This is a genomic window from Amorphus sp. 3PC139-8 (genome assembly GCF_040750475.1).
Taxonomy (GTDB): domain Bacteria; phylum Pseudomonadota; class Alphaproteobacteria; order Rhizobiales; family Amorphaceae; genus Amorphus.
On record NZ_JABJVY010000051.1, the window covers coordinates 1 to 16,737 of the forward strand.

A 16,737-nucleotide genomic window follows, 5' to 3' on the forward strand; every position below is an offset into this window, starting at 1 on the left:
CCGTCGCCGCTGAGGAGGACGATCCGGGCTCGCCAGGCGTGCTTTTGCGAGCTCTTCGGATTGGCGATGATGGCCTCCAGCCGCTTACGATCGCGGGCCGACAGCGTGAACATGATCCCGGTGCGCATGCCGGGCAGACTCGCACCGAACGCCTCTCAGGGGAATCCCGTAACGGGACTCTTTTGATCCGATCTATCCACTCGGCCCTGCCCGGAGACCGCGTACAACGTATGCTGCGCGGCGGCCGCTCCAAGAAACCACGCCGTAGCAGCTAGAACAACAATAACCGAAATAAAATATGGCTTCATTGAGTTTAGAAATCCATTTATTTAATTTATTTTGAAGTAATCTCTCCGTCGTAATGAAGGTTCAGAAATAAACTTCAATTCCTATAAAGTCGTTGCAACAATCACTTCTGCTTCCATGCGCAACTTTGCAAGTAGCGTCCGTAGCCCGGAACACCAGCGTGCTCCTTACACGCCTTCTCGTTCTGGAAGTCCAGCGACATGGCGTCCCGAGGCACGTAGCCTTCGAAGCAATTCAGGTGCGGGCCGGAGGGAAGCACAACCCACACGCTATCGCCTGATGGCGCACGTGCCACAATTGGCGCCCCCTCCGCGCCCTCGCCCGTTACCGTCCGCGTTCGCCCGGCTTTTGAGGTGCACGTGACTGCGTACTTTTGCTTCGACGCAGTTGCGCATTTCAGATTTTTGCCGTCAGACGTTAAATACTCGCCATCGTCACATACCGGCAGTGCCGTCTTCGCAAACGGCTCGACCTCATCAATTCGCGCATTGAGAATGGTGCTAATCTCGTTCATGCGCGTCACCGCCGCTTCCGACGTGTTCGAATCACCGACATGCCCCCGCGCAGTAAACGTCGTTTGCGCGCTGGCGGCGACGGGCGCTACAATAAGCGCCATTATTGCTGAATTCAGAAAAAATGATTTCATTTTTAGCCTTTCTTAAAAAACGTCCTCTTTAGTATTTACACGTGATTGGGGTCGCAGACCGCAGACGACGTGAGCGGCTCGGCTACCTCGCCGGGAAATACAAACCCATCGTATAAAGCGACATTGTAAGATACAAATTCACTATTAATAAATAAATACAATATGTTTATGCCTACAACTCTACTACCTTATGTACATCTATAAAAATAAATATCACAATAACTGACACTTACTTGCTTTAGTTTTCAATATCAATCCAACCGCGGCGGCTTGGGCAGCCCATCTTCCGCGAGTTCGTACTCGGAGGAAACCTCGCCCTCGGGTTCGGCCGTCTCCGCCTTCGGCTCTACATCCTGTTCTTCCCTGAGCGCCGGGGCAGTTTCCGTCGGTTCCGACGGTTCCGGCACCTGCTTGCGCATGGCGTCGTTCTGGATTTTGAGCTCTTCGAGCGTCAGGCCGTCTATAGGCCACGGCTTCCTTTCGCGCACCGGCACCTCACCCAGACGCGTCTTCGCATTGGCCACCATCTTCTTGGCGCTTTCGCTCTCGTCCCAGAACATGGGCATGCGCGCGCGGATCGGCTTGTGCCCCTGAAACCGGAGGATCACGTCATCGCGGAAAGCATTCCCCATCAGTTCGTTCGGCGCGGCCAATGGCGTCCGATTGCCCCACAGGTCCGGATGCTCGCCCAGCAGATCGGAGATGTACTGCGCCGTGCCGAGATCATTGGGCCTGAAGTACATCTGCGCCCTGGAGTTGGCGATCAGCGTCTCCCAGCGGGGATAGACGTTCCGGAGCTGGGAGAGGTCCTGCGCCAGGAGCCACAGGCGGATATTCGCACCACGGGCGATCGACACCGCGTCCTCGACGATCCGCATATAGCCGAGCTGCGGCAGCTCATCGAACAGAAACAGGAACGGCCACTGGCCTTCGGGCATCGCTGAAGATGGGTTGTCCCGCGCCTCCCGTTCGACATAGCGTCGGTGGGCCATCACCCCTTGCAGCATCATGCCGAGCACCACTCGAAGAACAGAACGGTACGTGCTGATCTGTTCGGGCGGCACCACCACGAACACCGTATGGGCGTCTCCGGTGATCGCCGTATTATCGTCTTCGAGCCAGAATCCGGGTTTGTCCTCGGCGCCTTGCGCATGCAGAAACCAGCGCATGTGATCGTCGCCGGCGATCGTGTGCGGATGCAGGCCGTGACTCGTGCCGCGGGTCGCCCGCATGACCTTGCCCGAGCGCCAGATTTCAAGCTGCGTGCGCAGCGTATGCGTGATCGACGTGCGCATGCTCTCGTGCACATCCAGCAGCGTGGCGCCAAGCTCGCGCAGCCGTTCTTCCTCGCTGTCCTTGAGTTTCTCGATCAGCGCATCCCGCCGATCCTCATCCAGATAGAGAAGACGCGTCACCTCCCGGATATTCCGCTGGCGCGGGGGATAGGTGTGGTAGACGTAGAAGATCAGCGCCGTGACCAGATCCTTCGCCGTATTGTCCCAGAATGGCTCCTTCCCCATGGGCTCGATCAGCAGTTCGGCAAGCTGGCGCGCGTTGTCCCAGACCACATCCGCATCCTCGCCGGGCAACGGCGTCAGCATGTCCATGGGATTGAAGCAATCCGTATCCGGGTCCTCGGGCGCGAACTTGAACACCTTGCCGTACCAGTCCCGCCGCCACGCCGTCTTCCGGTACAGCTCGCCCTTCGGATCGAAGACGACCGTCGGCCCTTCGTAGTTATAGAGATTGCGCAGAATGAAGCTCTGCCCCTTGCCGGCGCCCGTCGGGGCTACGGTCAGCAGATGCCCATCGCCAGAAAAGACCACTGGCGCGAATGATTGCTCTCCCGTGCGGCTGAGCTCCGCTGGAACCGGGAAATTGCCGATGTGGAGCATATCCATGCGCTCGTCCGTCCGGCCGCGGCACATGGGCGTCTCCCGAAACTCCAGGAACGTCATCCAGGCTTCGGACTTGCCCAGCTCCTTGATGCGCGCCTGCCACGCGGGATCAAGCTTCGGCAGGATCACGTTCTGAAGCACCCGCTCCAGTTCGCCCTTGTCGCGCTGAATGATCTTCTGCCGCAACAGCAGTTTCGACGTGCGATCCACAGGCATGTCGTGGATCAGGTCCAGCAAAGCCCGCATTGGCGCTTCCAGACCTTGGCGGAAGTTCTCGGCTTCTTGCGCCTGTTGCCTCTTCTTGTTCCCGCCCCCGAACAGCTTGCCGAACACCATTCGCCGTCTCCCGCGTTTCCCCTCCATTTGCCAATGCTGACGAAAACATAGCCGCCCCGATCCGGGATCGCCAGTTTCCGGCGGCCTGAAACAGGTCGAAATCGTCCCGGCACGGCAGCTTGCGAGACGTCGATGTTGGTGGGCCGGGCACTCGCCGCCTGACACCGGGCAAGCGAGCCAGGCTTCGGCATCGAGCGGCGCCGGTTGGTCCCGGCGGGCCAGCCGTCTTTTGCCCCCGGCCGGGCATCACAGATCCTTTCCGGCTTCAGCAGCACGACCGGCGGGCCTTCCTCATGGGTGGCGTGCCTGGCAGGGACGCCGTGCCCGGCAACGGGGCTGCGGGACTTTCTTCCCCGCAGGCGGGGCCTGCTTCCTCGCGCCCGCTGCGCTCCAAGAAAGACCCGCTTCCCCGTCGTCCGCTTCGCTCCCGCCCGTCGGGTGCCGCGCCCGGCTTCGCCCCTGCCTTTCCGGCAGCCATCGGAAGGCCGCGGCGGTCGCGGCCTCGCAAAACGGAAAGGAGCGAAGCCATGACGACCAAGAGCAAAAAGCCCGACGTCTACACCCAGGTGACCAACACCATCATCGCCGCCATCGAGGCCGGCGCCGGCGACTGGCAGATGCCCTGGCACCGCAGCGGCGAGGGCCTCAACCGCCCCACCAACATCGACACCAGCAACGCCTATCGCGGCGTGAACGTGGTCTCCCTCTGGGCCGCCGGCACCGCCAAGGAGTTCAGCACCGGGATCTGGGGCACGTATCGCCAGTGGCAGAAGAACGGCTGCCAGGTGCGCAAGGGCGAGAAGGCGAGCCTTGTGGTGTTCTACAAGGAGATCGAGATCGCCGACGACGAACTCGAAAACGAGGACGGCAACTGGCAGACTGACAACAAGCGCCTTATCGCCAAGGCATCCCGGGTCTTCAATGCGGACCAAGTGGACGGCTACGAACCCGAGCCCCTGCCAGCGCCCGAGAACCCCGTCGAGCCCATCGACGCGGCTGAAGCCTTCGTTCAGGCGACAGGGGCGACCGTGAACCACGGCGGCGAGCGCGCCTTCTACCGTCCGTCCGACGATATCATCCAGATGCCGGAGCAGGCGCGCTTCCTCGGTACCGAGACCAGCACACCGACCGAGGCCTACTACGGCACGCTGCTGCACGAGCTGACCCATTGGACGGGCGCGAAGAAGCGCTGCGACCGGGAGTTCGGCAAGCGCTTCGGCGATCAGGCCTACGCCATGGAAGAGCTCGTGGCCGAGCTCGGGGCCGCGTTCCTCTGCGCCGATCTGGGCATCAGCGTCACGCCCCGGCAGGACCACGCCGCCTACATCGACAACTGGCTTCAGGTTCTCAAGGCAGACAAGAAGGCCATCTTCACCGCCGCCTCCAAGGCGGCGCAGGCCAGCGATTACCTGGCCGGCCTTCGGGAGCGGGCACACACCGAGGCCGCCGCTTAGGCGGCCCTTTTGCGTCCCGGCACATAAGAGGAAAACAAGAAGGGTCGCCCATGTCAGACAACACACAGACCTTGCGCATCAAACGCTTCGAGGGACGCGTCTACAACACGCGCGTGCGGGAACTGGTGGACGCCGGCCAACGAAATGACACCGGCTTCGCTGATGCCTGGGCCGATGGCCGCTTCGTCGAGGTGCGCGCCACGTCTCTCATCGAGGCGATGCGGATTCTCCGACGCGATTATCCCGAGGACGCCGGCTTCAAGGTCTCGGACCTGATCCAGGTTTACGACCCCTACGCCCCATAGCCACCTTCACCTCTCTTGCGCGGCGGACGCCGGCATGCCGTTCCGTCGTCTCCCGTTGGTGCCCCGATTGGTTGCGGCTTACCTCTGGCAGCCGCGGCCTTGCCGTCCATGCCCGGCCCGCGCCGAGCCGTGTTGGGCAGGACGGCCGCAGCCCCTCGCGCCTGCCCGTCGTCTCCCCGCCCTTCGGGGCGAACACCAACAAGGGAGACGACATCATGAAACTGCTGACCGACGACATCCGCGCCAAGCTCATCGCCAACGGCCGCAAGAACGCCGAACGGCTCGCCGATCCCGACAACGAGGACGGCGCCACGCACGACTTCCGGCCGGTCGTGAAACTCTTCAATCCCTGCGGCGCCGGCACATGGCTCCTGACGGAGCTTGACCCGGAGGACCCCGATCTTGGTTACGGTCTATGCGACCTGGGCATGGGATGCCCGGAATTGGGTACCGTGCGCATCTCGGAGCTTGAGAGCGTCCGGCTGATGGGCGGCGCGCTCGGCATCGAGCGCGATCGCCACTGGACTGCCGACAAGAAGCTGTCCGCCTATGCCGACGAGGCCCATGAACTCGGCTACATCAAGGCGTAGAGGCGACCGGGACAGCCCTGCTTCCGCAGGGCTGTCCTCTTGTTCGAAACCACTTCAAACATGAAATAGTCTACACAAAGTGTCGCGGGCTACTTGGACAACCACTGCCATAGCCGCGACAGGAGGCCCGGCGAGGTTGCTCCCTTCGCGGACTGCGACGGCTTTGACGCCGGCCCATAATGGCCCTGCTTGGCCCGCCTGTCAGCAGCGCGGCCGGCCTCAATCTGCTCCGGCGTCCATCGCGCCGCCCACCGGATCTCATTCCGCACAATCCAGTAGTGCGACTGACACGGGAAGCTCCAGTTGCCGATCGATGGTGACAAGGACACGGAAACACCATCGTAGGTGATCCTCCAATCCGTCGGGCTCAGGGGTGTCACCACCTCCTGGCCGCAGCCGCAGCAGCACTTGTGTGCCGCCGTGGCGAAATCCATGGCGACGTAGAGCGTGCACTCTTCCAGCGCCTCCGGAATGGCGTCAACAAATGCGTACTGGATGGAATCGCTTTTCATTCAACCTTTTCCGCGTTCGACATCATATTACCGTCAATCGTGTAGGTGCTCGCGTGCTCCTGCTCGAAGTCGGCGTAGAAGCCGCAGAGCTTCTTCCACTTGATGACGGCGAGCGTGGCGTTGAGGGCGTTCAGGTCGGCGATCTGGATGTTCTGCGCGTAGACGTCGTCGGCACCGCCATCAAAGCTCACGTGTCGGTCCAGATGGTCGCGCCGGTCCGGAGTGCTCGCCGTCACCCGCAGGACGCCGCCCAGCTTCCCATCCGCTTCATAAATCCCCATGCCCACGTCGATGAACGGGATACCGTCGGCCTCCAGCTTCTCGACGATGGGCCGCTTCACGTCCCCGGCGTCGACGCAGAGGAACACGAAGGCCATGCCGTCGAGCAGGTCCAAGTTGTCCGCGTCGATATGAACAGGGTGGGGGACGAGCCCCTTGCGCATGAGCGCATAGAGGCCTGCGAAATAGTCCACCTTCCTCGGCCGGTCGCGCAGCGTGTCCAGCCCCGGCGCGCCGGGGCCCCGGAACGCATTGTGTTGGAGGAAGTCGTCGCCGTCGAAGAGATGGATTTCCCGGATCGGGGTCTTGGCGATCAGGTCGAGCACGTAGGAGCCGGAGCCGCCAAGACCGACAATCCCGACCTTGCCGAGGGCCAGCTTGTCGGTGATCGCGCCAATGCCCGCCCGCGTGGAAGCTGAATCCACGTAGTTGAACACCGGGTCGGGCGCATCCTCATCCGGCGGCACGATGTAGGTGCGCGCCGTAGCGTTCGGGTCGATCGCCCGCGCCGGCGCGGAGATCATCTCAGCGTAAGTCTGCATCTTGTGGTGATAGTCGCGGTAGCCGTTGCCGTCCTTGGGCTTGGCCGAAAACGAATGGTCGACCGTCAGTCCGCCGCCGAGCTTGCTCCGGTTACTGGAATGCTCCAGTTGCTTCAGCCGCCTGCCGTCCTTGTCGCAGGGATGCTCCCCAGCAAACAAGGCCTTGTGGTCGGACGGCTTCACCGTGGCGTCGCCGCTGAGCTCCAGTACGGACACGAGCGTGCCGCGCTTTACCTGCTTCTGGGCGTTCACGTACGGCACATGACGGAGTACGAGGTGGCCCGCCTGCACAGCCACCTCGTACCCGTCGTCCCGGAGGGCCTTAAGGTCGTCGTTACGACTTATCAGTTGCCGTGACATTGAAGATCATGCCCTTCTTGACCTTGACGGTTTCGCCCTCTTCGAGCGTGCCCTCGGGCTTGTTGCCCTGACCGCGGCGGTAGGTGATCGTGAAGCAGATGAACTCGCCCGTAGGCGGGTTCTCGAAGGCGAGCTTCACGAGATCGTCCACACTCAACTGCCGCGCCGTCACGGTCTTCTCGCGGCCGTTGACGATGATGGTGAACGTCTTGTCGCGGCCCTTGTCGTGGCCGCGATCGTCATCACCTTCGTGCTGATCGTGCTGCTGGTTGTCCGTCATCGGCTTTCCTTTCCTTTAGCCTTCGGGCGGGTACGGATCGTTGCCGTGGCTGTCGCTGCGGCTGATCCGACCGTCCCGGTTGTGGATGCGCAGTTCGCTGCTCTGATTGCGGCTGATCTCCCGGCCGCGATCGATTGCTTCCTGCTTGGTTTCGTGGTGGCTGCTGGCGCGGCCGGCGCCCCCACGCTTCACGTCCCAGCCGCCCTGCGGGTTCGGCACGACGTGATGGCTCTTCGGTCCTTTGCTCATATCGCGGATCTCCTTTTTGTTTTGCACAGAGGCACAAAAAATGCGCCTACTCCGAACAGCATATGGCGATTGAAATTCGGAAGTCAAGGCCTTAATATACGTCTATACCGAACAACGAGAAACGAAGGAGCACGCCCCATGACCAATGCCCTGGGAGAGAAGATTCGACGCTTGCGGAAGGACAAGAGGCTGACCCTGGACCAACTCGCGGAGCGCGCCGGCACCAGCAAGAGCTACATCTGGGAACTGGAGAACAAGAACCCGCCGCGGCCATCGGCCGAGAAGCTGGCCAAGATTGCCGAGCAACTCGACGTCACCCTGGAGTACCTTCTCGACGACAAACAGGAAATCAAAGAGGAAGACGCGGTCGACGCGCGCTTCTACCGCGAGTATCGGGACATGGAGCCCGAGACCAAGAAGAAGATTCGCGAGATGGTGAAACTCTGGGGCAAGGGCGAATGACGGAGCGGAAGGGACCGAAACGCTGGGCAAACGACCTGACGGTTATCCTCAACGCCCGCGGCGGGGATGACCGCTTCCCCGTGGACGTGAAGCAGCTTGCCTACGACTACACCAGGCAGGTTTTTCCCGACGATCCCATCAGTCTAGTGCAGGGAGCTTCATTGCCGCGCTTTGAGGGGGCGCTGTTCAAGGCGCCGGAGGGAGAGGTCGGCTGGGGTATCTTTTACAATTCGGACATCACGTCGCCGGGCCGGATCAACTTCACCCTCGCGCACGAGTTCGGCCATTACCTGCTGCATCGCCTGGACTACCCCGAAGGCATCCAATGCAGCGCCGAGGATATGGTGCGGTGGGAGAGCGACTATCGGCAGATCGAGCAGCAGGCGAACGAATTTGCGGCGACCCTCTTGATGCCGCTCGACGACTATCGCCGGCAGATCGACGCGGCGGCCATGCCCACCATGGACGATATCGGCGCATGTGCGGAGCGGTATGGGGTTTCGCTGATAGCCGCCACGCTGCGCTGGCTTCAGTACACGCAGCGGCGCGCGATTCTGGTGAAATCCATCGACGGCTTCATCGACTGGGCCCGATCTAGCCAACCCGCGTTGCGGACGGGTGCCTACTTCAAGACGGTCGGCCGACCGCCGATCGAACTGCCGGCCACGTCCTTGCCCGTTCGAACCGATCTCCTGGACCGGAGCAAGGGGACTGTGGAGCATGATGCGGGCGTCTGGCTCAAGGAGCCCTGTATCGAGAATGCGCTCGTCTCCGAGCGCTACGACTTCGCGCTATCCCTGCTTCATCTCGGCGACGCGCCGCCCAGGTTCGAAGAGACGGAAGAGCCCGAGGAAGACACCTTCGATCGCATGATCAGTCGGACGCCCGGCTCGTCCTGGCTGGGGTAGGGAGCCTCATCTGGGACCAGCCTCCGCCGTCTACCCCGTGCTGTCCCTCAAGGTTTCTCGCTTCATCCAATGATGACCCGGATCAGGCGTCTAACCTCGACGTACAGCAGCATCTCATCGTCCTGGATGATCGGGCGCGCATGCATGGTGTCCAGGCGGATGGGATGCAGCCGCTGGAAGCTTTCGCGGACACTTTCCTTGCGGACAAAGTAGCTGCTGAAGACCTGACGCCAGTTATCCTGCTTGCAGATCACCCGCTCATAGTCGGTGAAGTCCGCGTAGGCGATCAATGGGAGCGGTTGTCTGCCCGCTTTCACTGCGGCCTCACGCTTCGCCATCCACGCATCGTAGACGCCGTTCGGCAGTTGGTGCTTCGGCCAGTCTTGGCCGAAGGCCTCAGTCATCCGGGCATCAATGAAATTTCTCAGGTGCAACTCAAGCCGCTGCAGCCAATCGTGCGCCACGTTGGTCAGAACAAGTGCTTCCTCGTCATCATCGCTTTCAGCGCGCGGGGCAGGTTCACCGTAGGCGGCCACCACGGGCGGCGGCTCACGACGCAGTCCGGCGATCTCAGTACTTTCCCGAAACGCCGGGGCCGGGAAGTCGGTCAGCGACGTGTCAAAGCCCAGGTCCTCATAGAACGTCGCACGGGCGGCCATGTCGGTCAGCACCGGCTCCGGCCAGGTTATCCTGTCCCGCCAGTCACCAAGGCCAACCCGGAGTGCCGCGCAAACGGCATCGTCAAAGACCGGCATGGTCTCAAGCATCCTGCCGATGCCCTGTATTTCCGCGAAGCCCGTGACTGACCGTAGGGCCTCTTGTGCGTCCAGCCACGGCGTGTGCATGGCCTCCATGGCACGCTGGATCTCGTCTGCCCGTGTTGCATATCGCGCCATCGCCTCAGCAGCAGGGCTCTGCTGGAACTCCTGCATGAGCTTCACCGCGGCCGGCACCTCCGGCAGGGTGAATCGCGCATTGAACGCGTCCATCATCTCCTGGACTGGGCGGAGTTGCTCGTGCAGGATGGAGGCTTGGTCGAAAATGCCAGCCCTGCGCAATTCTTCAACCGGACCCTGCGCGGCACGGATGAGCGCCTCGTGGCGCTGCATCTCCGCCATCAAGCGAGTTGCCGCGGAGTTTTCCTGAAGCGCCTTTATGGCCTGCATCGTTGGGCTGTCGGCAATGCGCTGCGCCGCCTCGATCGCACCCTGATGTTGCTTGGTGAGCCTCTGGGCTGCGTGCGCAGCTTTGTTCAGCTTGCTTATATCGACCACGGGTTCACTCTCCGGGCGCCTGTCTTTAGCGCCGCATCTCCTTGATTGAGACCCAGTCAGTATCGCCGGGGCGCTTGGCCTGCCAGTAATTCCAGCCGTCCAGGTTGGTACGTTTTCCGCTCTTGGTCAGAGCAACACCACCGGCCGCAGCGGACGGGCTCTTGAACCGCTGCCCCTCAACAACCCATTCACCGTTATCGATGGTCCCTGTGTACTGCCGACCATTGTAATCCATTTGCAGTTCTGTCCCGTGGGGTAGCGTTACGCCTTTACCCGACCATGGGCGTCCGGTTGTCGCGTCCTGCGGTTGGGATGAGGGGCGCTTTCCGCTCACCTTCAATAGTCGACGCAGCACTTCGTTCGGGGTCTCCGAGAAGCTCTTCCGCTCAAGCTCAATGATCTTGTGTACGTCGAAGTCGATTTCGATGGTTCGCAGGTCTGGCATGGGGTGATCCTCTCGCTCGTATCCGTTCAATCTGACCCCACTCTATCGGCTCGCCGAAAGCCAATCAAGTGAAAATAGTAAAAATAGTAGTAATAGGCTTAAGGGGAAGGCCTTCCCCTCGCTGCAACCCGCCACCAGGCGGCCTTCCGCTACCCCTTCGAGCGGGGGGTACCCCCGCAACGCCCCCGAAGCGCCACATCGGGACCCGCAGCGTTGTCTGCCCGGAACGACGCAAGCGGTCGGCCCGTCGGGCCGTGGATGTTTTGAGCGCGCGCGTGCCGCGCGCTTGAACCCTGCGTTCCAGCTTATGCCGGCCGCACCGGGCTTGGCCAAGGCGGCCGTCCGGCCCCGCCCGCTCCATTCGCTCCGCTCCCGTGTTGGACCGGACTGACGCCCCAGGGGGCGTCCGCCTTGTCGCCCGGCACTAAGCCGGCGCTCGCTGCACCTCTCTCACTTCGTCGCTTTCGTTTTGGTCGCTCGCCGCTGGGCAGGGGTTCAGGCGCGGGGCTTTGCCCTGTGACGCCGAGAGCAACTGAACGGAGGCAAGACCATGACCCAACGCGACGACCGACACCCGACCATCAACAGGGAGGCGCGGCTTTACGTCTTCCCCTGCGGAAGCGGCTATTCCTGCCTGGGCTTCGACGTGGCCGAGCGGCGCATGCGCGCCGTAGCCGCGTGGCTGGGCAAGCACGAGCTTCCGCCCCACCCCGCGCCCGGCAGCCCCGAGCATCTCGCCGCCTATCTGGTCTGCATGGAGGCCGGACAGGCGCACCATGCAGCCACCGGCGCGCGGTGCCCCGCCGAGCTTTCCCCCGCCTTGCGCGGCCATGAGGGCTGGCGCGTGGAAGTGACCGAAGCTGACGGCAATCGCCGCCGCTTCATCGTCGGCAAGTCCACCGGCTGGATGCCCTGCCATCTGGAAGTGGCGCGCCGCGACAGCAGCGGCGGCCCCGCCGCCTTCATCCCCGAGGGCGCGACCGTGCGCCCGCTCCATCCCGTTCACGCCGCCCGCGCGGCGTGACGGGTGCCCCGTAACGAAATCCAGAAATCACGAAAGGACGAAAACCATGACCATCGAGACCATCACCCTAGACCAGTTGAACCCGCCGAAGACCAACCCGCGCAGCAGCATGGACGCCGCCGCCCTTGAGGGGCTGGCCGCGTCCATCAAGACGGACGGGCTTCTGCAGAACCTTGTCGTGCGCCCGCGCAAGGGCAAAGGCTACGACATCGTCTCCGGCGAGCGGCGCTATCGGGCGCTGCGGCTTTTGGCCGAGCGCGGTGACATCCCCGCCGATCATCCCGTGCCCGTGGACATCCGCAAGCGGCTGTCATCTGCCGATACCCTGCGGCTGGCCACCATAGAGAATATCCAGCGCGAGCAGTTGCCGCCCATGGACGAGGCCGAGGCCTTCGCCTCCCTTCTGGCGGACGGGGCGCGCCTTGAGGACGTGGCCGCCAAGGCGGGTGTGTCGGGGCTGACCGTCAAGCGGCGCGTGGCGCTGGCTTCCCTCTGCGACGAGGTGAAGGCCTTGGTGCGGGAGGGCGAGGTGTCCCTATCGGTGGCCGAGGCGCTAACGCTCGGCACCCACGACCAGCAGCGTGCCGTCATTGAGCGGTTGGAACAGGGCTGGCATTACGACGCTGACGACATCCGCAGCATCCTGACGGGTGAGAAGCCCTCCGTGGCGTTGGCCATCTTCCCGCTGGAGAAATACGAGGGCAGCTATACCGCCGACCTGTTCGCGGACGATGCCAGTACCTTCTTTGACGACGTGGAGCAGTTCTATCGGCTGCAATCCGAGGCCGTCGAGCAGTTGGCCGACACCCACCGCCAGACGGTGGCGTTCGTGGAGGTGGTGCACGAGGCTTACGTGCCGTGGTGGCAGTATCGCGAGGCCGAGGACGGCGAGCAGGGCGGCGTGGTCATCCAGTTCGCCCCATCGGGGCGGGTTCAAACCCGTGAGGGGCTGGTCAAGCGTGAGGTCCGTCAGAGCGTGGCCGAGGACACCCAGGACGCGCCTGCCGCGCCGAAGCCCAAGCCCGAATATTCCGGCCCCGTCATCCGCATGGTGAGTGCCCACAAGAGCCTTGCCGTGATGGAGGCGCTTCTCGCCAATCCCCGCACGGCCAAGGAAGTGGCCGTCATCTCCATGATGCAGGGCTATGACTGGACGGGGCGCGTCCATCTCGACCCGCATCCCGCACTCGCCTATTTCGCGGAAGCCGAAGTGCCGCCCACCAGCTACGCCGCCATCGCGCGGGACGCCGAGGAAACGGCGCAGGCGCTCGGCATCGAGGCCGACAGTTCCCCCTATGCCGCGCCGACGCGCGGGGCATGGGAGCAGTTATTGCGTAGCCGCAAGGAGCCACTCGCCCTCTATGAAGCCGTGCAGGGGCTGTCCGACGCGGAGCTTGAGCAGCTCCACCTGCTACTGACCGCGCTCACCTTCGGGCAAGGCGACATGGACGCGCTGGATGACGGCGAGAGCCTGTTCAACCGCATCGCCGCCGATTTGGAGGTGGATATGCGCCACCATTGGCGGCCTGATGAAGCTTTCCTGGCCCGCCGTCGCAAAGACCAGTTGGAGGCCATCGCCAAGGAAAGCGGCGCGGTTAAGCGCATGGGTCGTCTCAAGGACTACACCAAGACGGCCATGATCGAGCCCTTGGTGCGGCACTTCGAGCGCACCAAGGACGCAGCCGACGATGCGCCCGAGCATGACCGCAAGGGGCGGGACTGGTTGCCCGGGGCAATGGCGTTCCCCGCCGTCACCGGCGCGGACGCGGAGACGCCGCCGGAGGCGGAAGCCGAGACCGACCAGACCGAGACCGTCGCGGACGCGGCCTGATCGACGGGCGGCGCGGCTCCGGCTGCGCCGCTCTTCTCTTCATCCCAACACGGAGGATACGACCATGGGCACCATCCTTGGTGCGATCATCGTCATCGCCCTCATGGCCATCGTCACGAACATGACCGGCGACCCCGACGACACCCTCTGGGTGCTGCTGGCCTTCCCCATCGCCGTGCCGATTGGCTACGCCATTCTCGTTACGCTGCTGCGGTTGCTGCGCGGCCCGAGGCGACGATAGCGGCCATCAAGAAAACCCTCCCGCCGAAGCGGGAGGGTTTTTTGCTAGCAGTGAAAACCGGAGCGAAGTTCGGTGTAGCCCGAGATGCGAGCATCACTGCAGACCTCGGCGACGCCGGAGACCCACGCGTTGCCATAGACTTGGGCATCGTCAAAGACACGGGCGATGCCGAAGACCTGAGCGTTGCCGGAGACATGTGCAGCGCCGAAGACATGTGCAGCGCCAAAGACACGAGCGTTGCCGGAGACCCACGCGTTGCCGAAGACCCGCGCGTTGCCGGAGACCAGCGCGTTGCCGGAGACCTCGGCGTCGCCGGAGACCCGCGCGTTCGGACCCACGTATGCGGTTTCGGCGACATAGGCCGTCTTGGCGACCCAGCCGCCTTCGGAACCGTCCAGGTTGATGTGCCGTCGGGCCGGAACGGGACCGTTCCCGTCACCGAAGTCGAAGATCAACGCTGGCTCAACCGCGTTTTCCACTTCGAGGCGTCCAAGTGCTGGATGGGTCTCTTCCGTTGTGGAGGCACTCGGCACAGAACCATCAAAACCGCCAATGACGGCCAGTGTGATGGCACTGAGAGCCAACGTTATGATGGCACTGAGGGCCAATTTCGCGAACATTCTGGACATAGCAACCTCGAAACCACGCCGCATTACTGCGGGCGGCTCCCAGTTCAGGTTTCAAGAAAAAGGGAAGAAAGCGCCGAAACGCCGCTTACATCGCCAGAGTGCGAGGTTCAGTTGGGAAGCGGTAGTGCCATAGGGCGAAGGTGTTTCGGTTCACGGGGTCTTGTAGAGACCGCTGAAAATTCACACCTGACACCAAGGCAATTACTGATCCTTGCGAGCATAATGGTCGTCTATTGCCTCGTTTGCTAACGCGAGGGCAAAGGCGACACAAACCAAGGCAAAGGCGGTGAGGCCGGGCCAAACACCGGCGGCAAAGATCAAGGCACAGACCGCCCAGGCGACGGCAGCAACGGCCAATGCCCAAACCGCCCAAGCGACAGCAGCAAAGGCAACGACCGTAAAGGCAACGATCACGGCAGCAAGGCCAAGAGCCGTAAAAGCGCCGATCGGCACGGCCAAATCAGAAGCGAAGACCCCGGCGACGGCCAGGATGATCGCACCGAAGATCAATGTTTTGGCGAGAATTTTGGGCATAGGATTAGCGAAACCACGCCGCATTGCTGCGGGCAGCTCCCTAAGTATTTTGGAAAAGGAAATGAAATGTCGACTTATTATTGTAATAATAATTTCATTATTCAACCATAACTGCGATGAACTAGTTAAACAGCATACTCTTCGAAGACGGTGACCGTCTTCGCCGCAATTATCGTCATCACCCTCATGGCCATCGTCTCCGACATCGCTGGAAAACGCTCGGCCGGGGCGGGGCGGAGCCCGTCCCCGTCACGAGCCCAGCGGGCTATGCCATCGACGTTGCGCTCGTCCGTTTGCTGCGAGAGCCGAGGCGGCGGTAGCGGCGGACGTCAGCCAGGTCCCGAGACGTCTCGCCGTTGCGGCTGCCTCGCCCGTCCAGTCGCCCTTTCATCGGCTCCCGCCCGCCGTCGCGGACGGGGGCTCTTCTTTCGCCGCTTCGCTCGTCTGTCGACCCGCCACCTGGCCGAATGACCAAAGTCGGATGCCGTCGCAGCCGCCCGTCATATGACGCTCCGACGGGTTGCCACGTCACCTTTCAGCCGGTGAGCCACACGCGCCCTGCGCCCTTTCCTTCGCATGGCAGACCTGGCGCCAGCGCCGGACCCCGCAACGGCGTGCGGTCGGTTTCTTCCCCGGCCTGACGGCCTTCCTCGCGCGATTCAAGAAACAGCCCGCTTGCCGTCGTCCGCTTCGCTTCCGCCCTGGCGGGTGCAGGGGCCGGCTCTATCCGGCGCCTTTGGTTGGCCATGGAAAGGTCGCGACGGGCGCGGCCTCCAACGAACCGAAAGGAGACTTAGACATGGCAACCATCGGCGCTTTCACGAAAACCGACAGCGGCTACAACGGCGACATCCGGACCCTGACCTTCAAGGCCAAGGTGGCGCTGACCCCCGTCGAGAACGGCGGCGAGAACGCCCCCGACTTCCGCGTGATGGCGGGCACCGCCGAAATCGGCGCGGCCTGGAACCGCACCAGCAAGGGCGGCAACAGCTACATCTCGGTGAAGCTGGACGACCCGAGCTTCCCGGCCCCGGTCTACGCCAACCTCGTCGACCGCAACGGCAAGCCGACCCTCATCTGGGCCCGCTGACGGCAACCGGCCCCGCCGCTCCGGCGGCGGGGTCGCCCATTTCAACAAAGGAGATTTTGACCATGAATACGATGACACGAGACAATCCGGCGAAGGCCGTCGAATTCGCCGAGATCGCCGTCGAGCAGCTCACCGTCTACCGTTACGTCGTCGCACTCACCGACGACATCAGCGATCCGGGGGCGGTTGCGCTTGCCCGCTTCAAGGACGGCGAGTTGCCCGACCTCGGCCCAGCCGAAGGCGAGCAGCACGAGCTGACCACCTACTATATCGGCGCCTATCAGTCGGAGACCGACCAGCGATGACCGGTGCCACTTCAACCCGTCCCGCTTCGGCGGAGACAGCGCCCCCTTTTCGACGACTGGTATGGCCAGATCTTTAGCTTGATGCTCTCTATTGATCGCAACAGATTGATTGGAAAGATTCCAAATCGAGGATCGTCGCTCAAACTCATACTTGGATCGAGAGCAAAACCGATGCGTGGTGCGTTGTTTAATTATTGTCGATGTGCAGCACCGACGATTGTGGAAATGGCAGTTCCC

Annotated in this window: 20 protein-coding genes and 1 pseudogene; 10 read left to right on the top strand and 11 right to left on the bottom strand. The window is 62.7% G+C overall.

All coding sequences use genetic code 11. The annotated features are described in order from the left end of the window. The 3 genes and pseudogenes from HNS03_RS24880 to HNS03_RS24890 form a co-directional block, all read right to left on the bottom strand. Positions 1-128, bottom strand: a pseudogene (locus HNS03_RS24880) (IS630 family transposase); the annotation flags it as partial. Between the two features lie 281 nt (positions 129-409). After that, complete coding sequence (locus HNS03_RS24885; protein WP_367198751.1) at positions 410-952, bottom strand: hypothetical protein; 543 nt, start codon at positions 950-952, stop codon at positions 410-412. A 251-nt stretch (positions 953-1,203) separates the two neighbouring features. Next, the gene (locus HNS03_RS24890; protein ID WP_367198752.1) at positions 1,204-3,186 is read right to left on the bottom strand and encodes a type IV secretory system conjugative DNA transfer family protein; all 1,983 of its coding nucleotides are present in this window, start codon (positions 3,184-3,186) and stop codon (positions 1,204-1,206) included. A 527-nt stretch (positions 3,187-3,713) separates the two neighbouring features. Here HNS03_RS24890 and HNS03_RS24895 point away from each other — a divergent pair. From HNS03_RS24895 to HNS03_RS24905, 3 genes are all read left to right on the top strand, one after another. Next, positions 3,714-4,640 (top strand): ArdC family protein, encoded by a 927-nt coding sequence (locus HNS03_RS24895; protein WP_367198753.1) that lies wholly within the window; start codon positions 3,714-3,716, stop codon positions 4,638-4,640. Positions 4,641-4,690: 50 nt separating this feature from the next. Next, a complete protein-coding gene (locus tag HNS03_RS24900) occupies positions 4,691-4,945 on the top strand; it encodes a hypothetical protein (RefSeq protein WP_367198754.1) in 255 nt (84 codons plus the stop codon). A gap of 215 nt (positions 4,946-5,160) precedes the next feature. Beyond that, on the top strand, positions 5,161-5,535 hold the full coding sequence (locus tag HNS03_RS24905; protein ID WP_367198755.1) for a DUF2958 domain-containing protein: 375 nt from the start codon (positions 5,161-5,163) through the stop codon (positions 5,533-5,535). Positions 5,536-5,624: 89 nt separating this feature from the next. Here HNS03_RS24905 and HNS03_RS24910 read toward each other — a convergent pair whose 3' ends face one another. The 4 genes from HNS03_RS24910 to HNS03_RS24925 are packed head-to-tail and all read right to left on the bottom strand — an operon-like array spanning position 5,625 to position 7,757. Then, positions 5,625-6,047: a DUF6527 family protein gene (locus HNS03_RS24910; protein WP_367198756.1), complete on the bottom strand. Its 423-nt coding sequence runs from the start codon at positions 6,045-6,047 to the stop codon at positions 5,625-5,627. Beyond that, complete coding sequence (locus HNS03_RS24915) at positions 6,044-7,228, bottom strand: ThiF family adenylyltransferase (RefSeq protein WP_367198757.1); 1,185 nt, start codon at positions 7,226-7,228, stop codon at positions 6,044-6,046. Before HNS03_RS24915 ends, HNS03_RS24910 begins: the two co-directional genes overlap by 4 nt. Then, on the bottom strand, positions 7,203-7,508 hold the full coding sequence (locus tag HNS03_RS24920; protein ID WP_367198758.1) for a multiubiquitin domain-containing protein: 306 nt from the start codon (positions 7,506-7,508) through the stop codon (positions 7,203-7,205). Before HNS03_RS24920 ends, HNS03_RS24915 begins: the two co-directional genes overlap by 26 nt. 15 nt (positions 7,509-7,523) lie before the next feature. After that, the gene (locus tag HNS03_RS24925) at positions 7,524-7,757 is read right to left on the bottom strand and encodes a DUF2188 domain-containing protein (protein ID WP_367198759.1); all 234 of its coding nucleotides are present in this window, start codon (positions 7,755-7,757) and stop codon (positions 7,524-7,526) included. A gap of 138 nt (positions 7,758-7,895) precedes the next feature. Here HNS03_RS24925 and HNS03_RS24930 point away from each other — a divergent pair, with 138 nt between their 5' ends. Together HNS03_RS24930 and HNS03_RS24935 are read left to right on the top strand one after the other, a co-directional pair. Beyond that, a complete protein-coding gene (locus HNS03_RS24930; RefSeq protein WP_367198760.1) occupies positions 7,896-8,219 on the top strand; it encodes a helix-turn-helix domain-containing protein in 324 nt (107 codons plus the stop codon). Next, positions 8,216-9,127 carry an ImmA/IrrE family metallo-endopeptidase gene (locus HNS03_RS24935; RefSeq protein ID WP_367198761.1) on the top strand — a complete coding sequence of 304 codons (912 nt, stop codon included), beginning with the start codon at positions 8,216-8,218 and terminating at the stop codon, positions 9,125-9,127. The genes HNS03_RS24930 and HNS03_RS24935 overlap by 4 nt, the downstream gene beginning before the upstream one ends. A 62-nt stretch (positions 9,128-9,189) precedes the next feature. Here the strand turns inward: HNS03_RS24935 and HNS03_RS24940 are convergent, their stop codons facing one another. Both HNS03_RS24940 and HNS03_RS24945 read right to left on the bottom strand, forming a co-directional pair. Then, complete coding sequence (locus HNS03_RS24940) at positions 9,190-10,401, bottom strand: Swt1 family HEPN domain-containing protein (RefSeq protein WP_367198762.1); 1,212 nt, start codon at positions 10,399-10,401, stop codon at positions 9,190-9,192. Positions 10,402-10,426: 25 nt separating this feature from the next. After that, complete coding sequence (locus HNS03_RS24945) at positions 10,427-10,846, bottom strand: hypothetical protein (protein WP_367198763.1); 420 nt, start codon at positions 10,844-10,846, stop codon at positions 10,427-10,429. Positions 10,847-11,396: 550 nt separating this feature from the next. Between HNS03_RS24945 and HNS03_RS24950 the strand changes: the two genes are divergently transcribed. The 3 genes from HNS03_RS24950 to HNS03_RS24960 all read left to right on the top strand — a co-directional run bounded on the left by HNS03_RS24950 (position 11,397) and on the right by HNS03_RS24960 (position 13,942). Then, positions 11,397-11,870, top strand: coding sequence for a hypothetical protein (locus tag HNS03_RS24950; RefSeq protein ID WP_367198764.1), 474 nt, complete (start codon positions 11,397-11,399; stop codon positions 11,868-11,870). 46 nt (positions 11,871-11,916) lie between these two features. After that, positions 11,917-13,701, top strand: coding sequence for a ParB/RepB/Spo0J family partition protein (locus tag HNS03_RS24955; RefSeq protein WP_367198765.1), 1,785 nt, complete (start codon positions 11,917-11,919; stop codon positions 13,699-13,701). Positions 13,702-13,765: 64 nt separating this feature from the next. Next, entirely contained in the window at positions 13,766-13,942 is a 177-nt protein-coding gene (locus HNS03_RS24960; protein ID WP_367198766.1) for a hypothetical protein, read from the top strand. A gap of 44 nt (positions 13,943-13,986) precedes the next feature. Here the strand turns inward: HNS03_RS24960 and HNS03_RS24965 are convergent, their stop codons facing one another. After that, positions 13,987-14,571 (bottom strand): hypothetical protein, encoded by a 585-nt coding sequence (locus tag HNS03_RS24965; protein ID WP_367198767.1) that lies wholly within the window; start codon positions 14,569-14,571, stop codon positions 13,987-13,989. A gap of 201 nt (positions 14,572-14,772) precedes the next feature. Continuing rightward, positions 14,773-15,210: a hypothetical protein gene (locus HNS03_RS24970; RefSeq protein WP_367198768.1), complete on the bottom strand. Its 438-nt coding sequence runs from the start codon at positions 15,208-15,210 to the stop codon at positions 14,773-14,775. 694 nt (positions 15,211-15,904) lie between these two features. Between HNS03_RS24970 and HNS03_RS24975 the strand changes: the two genes are divergently transcribed. Both HNS03_RS24975 and HNS03_RS24980 read left to right on the top strand, forming a co-directional pair. Next, the gene (locus HNS03_RS24975; RefSeq protein ID WP_367198769.1) at positions 15,905-16,195 is read left to right on the top strand and encodes a DUF736 domain-containing protein; all 291 of its coding nucleotides are present in this window, start codon (positions 15,905-15,907) and stop codon (positions 16,193-16,195) included. A gap of 62 nt (positions 16,196-16,257) precedes the next feature. Beyond that, positions 16,258-16,500, top strand: coding sequence for a hypothetical protein (locus HNS03_RS24980; protein ID WP_367198770.1), 243 nt, complete (start codon positions 16,258-16,260; stop codon positions 16,498-16,500). Positions 16,501-16,737 lie beyond the last annotated feature (237 nt).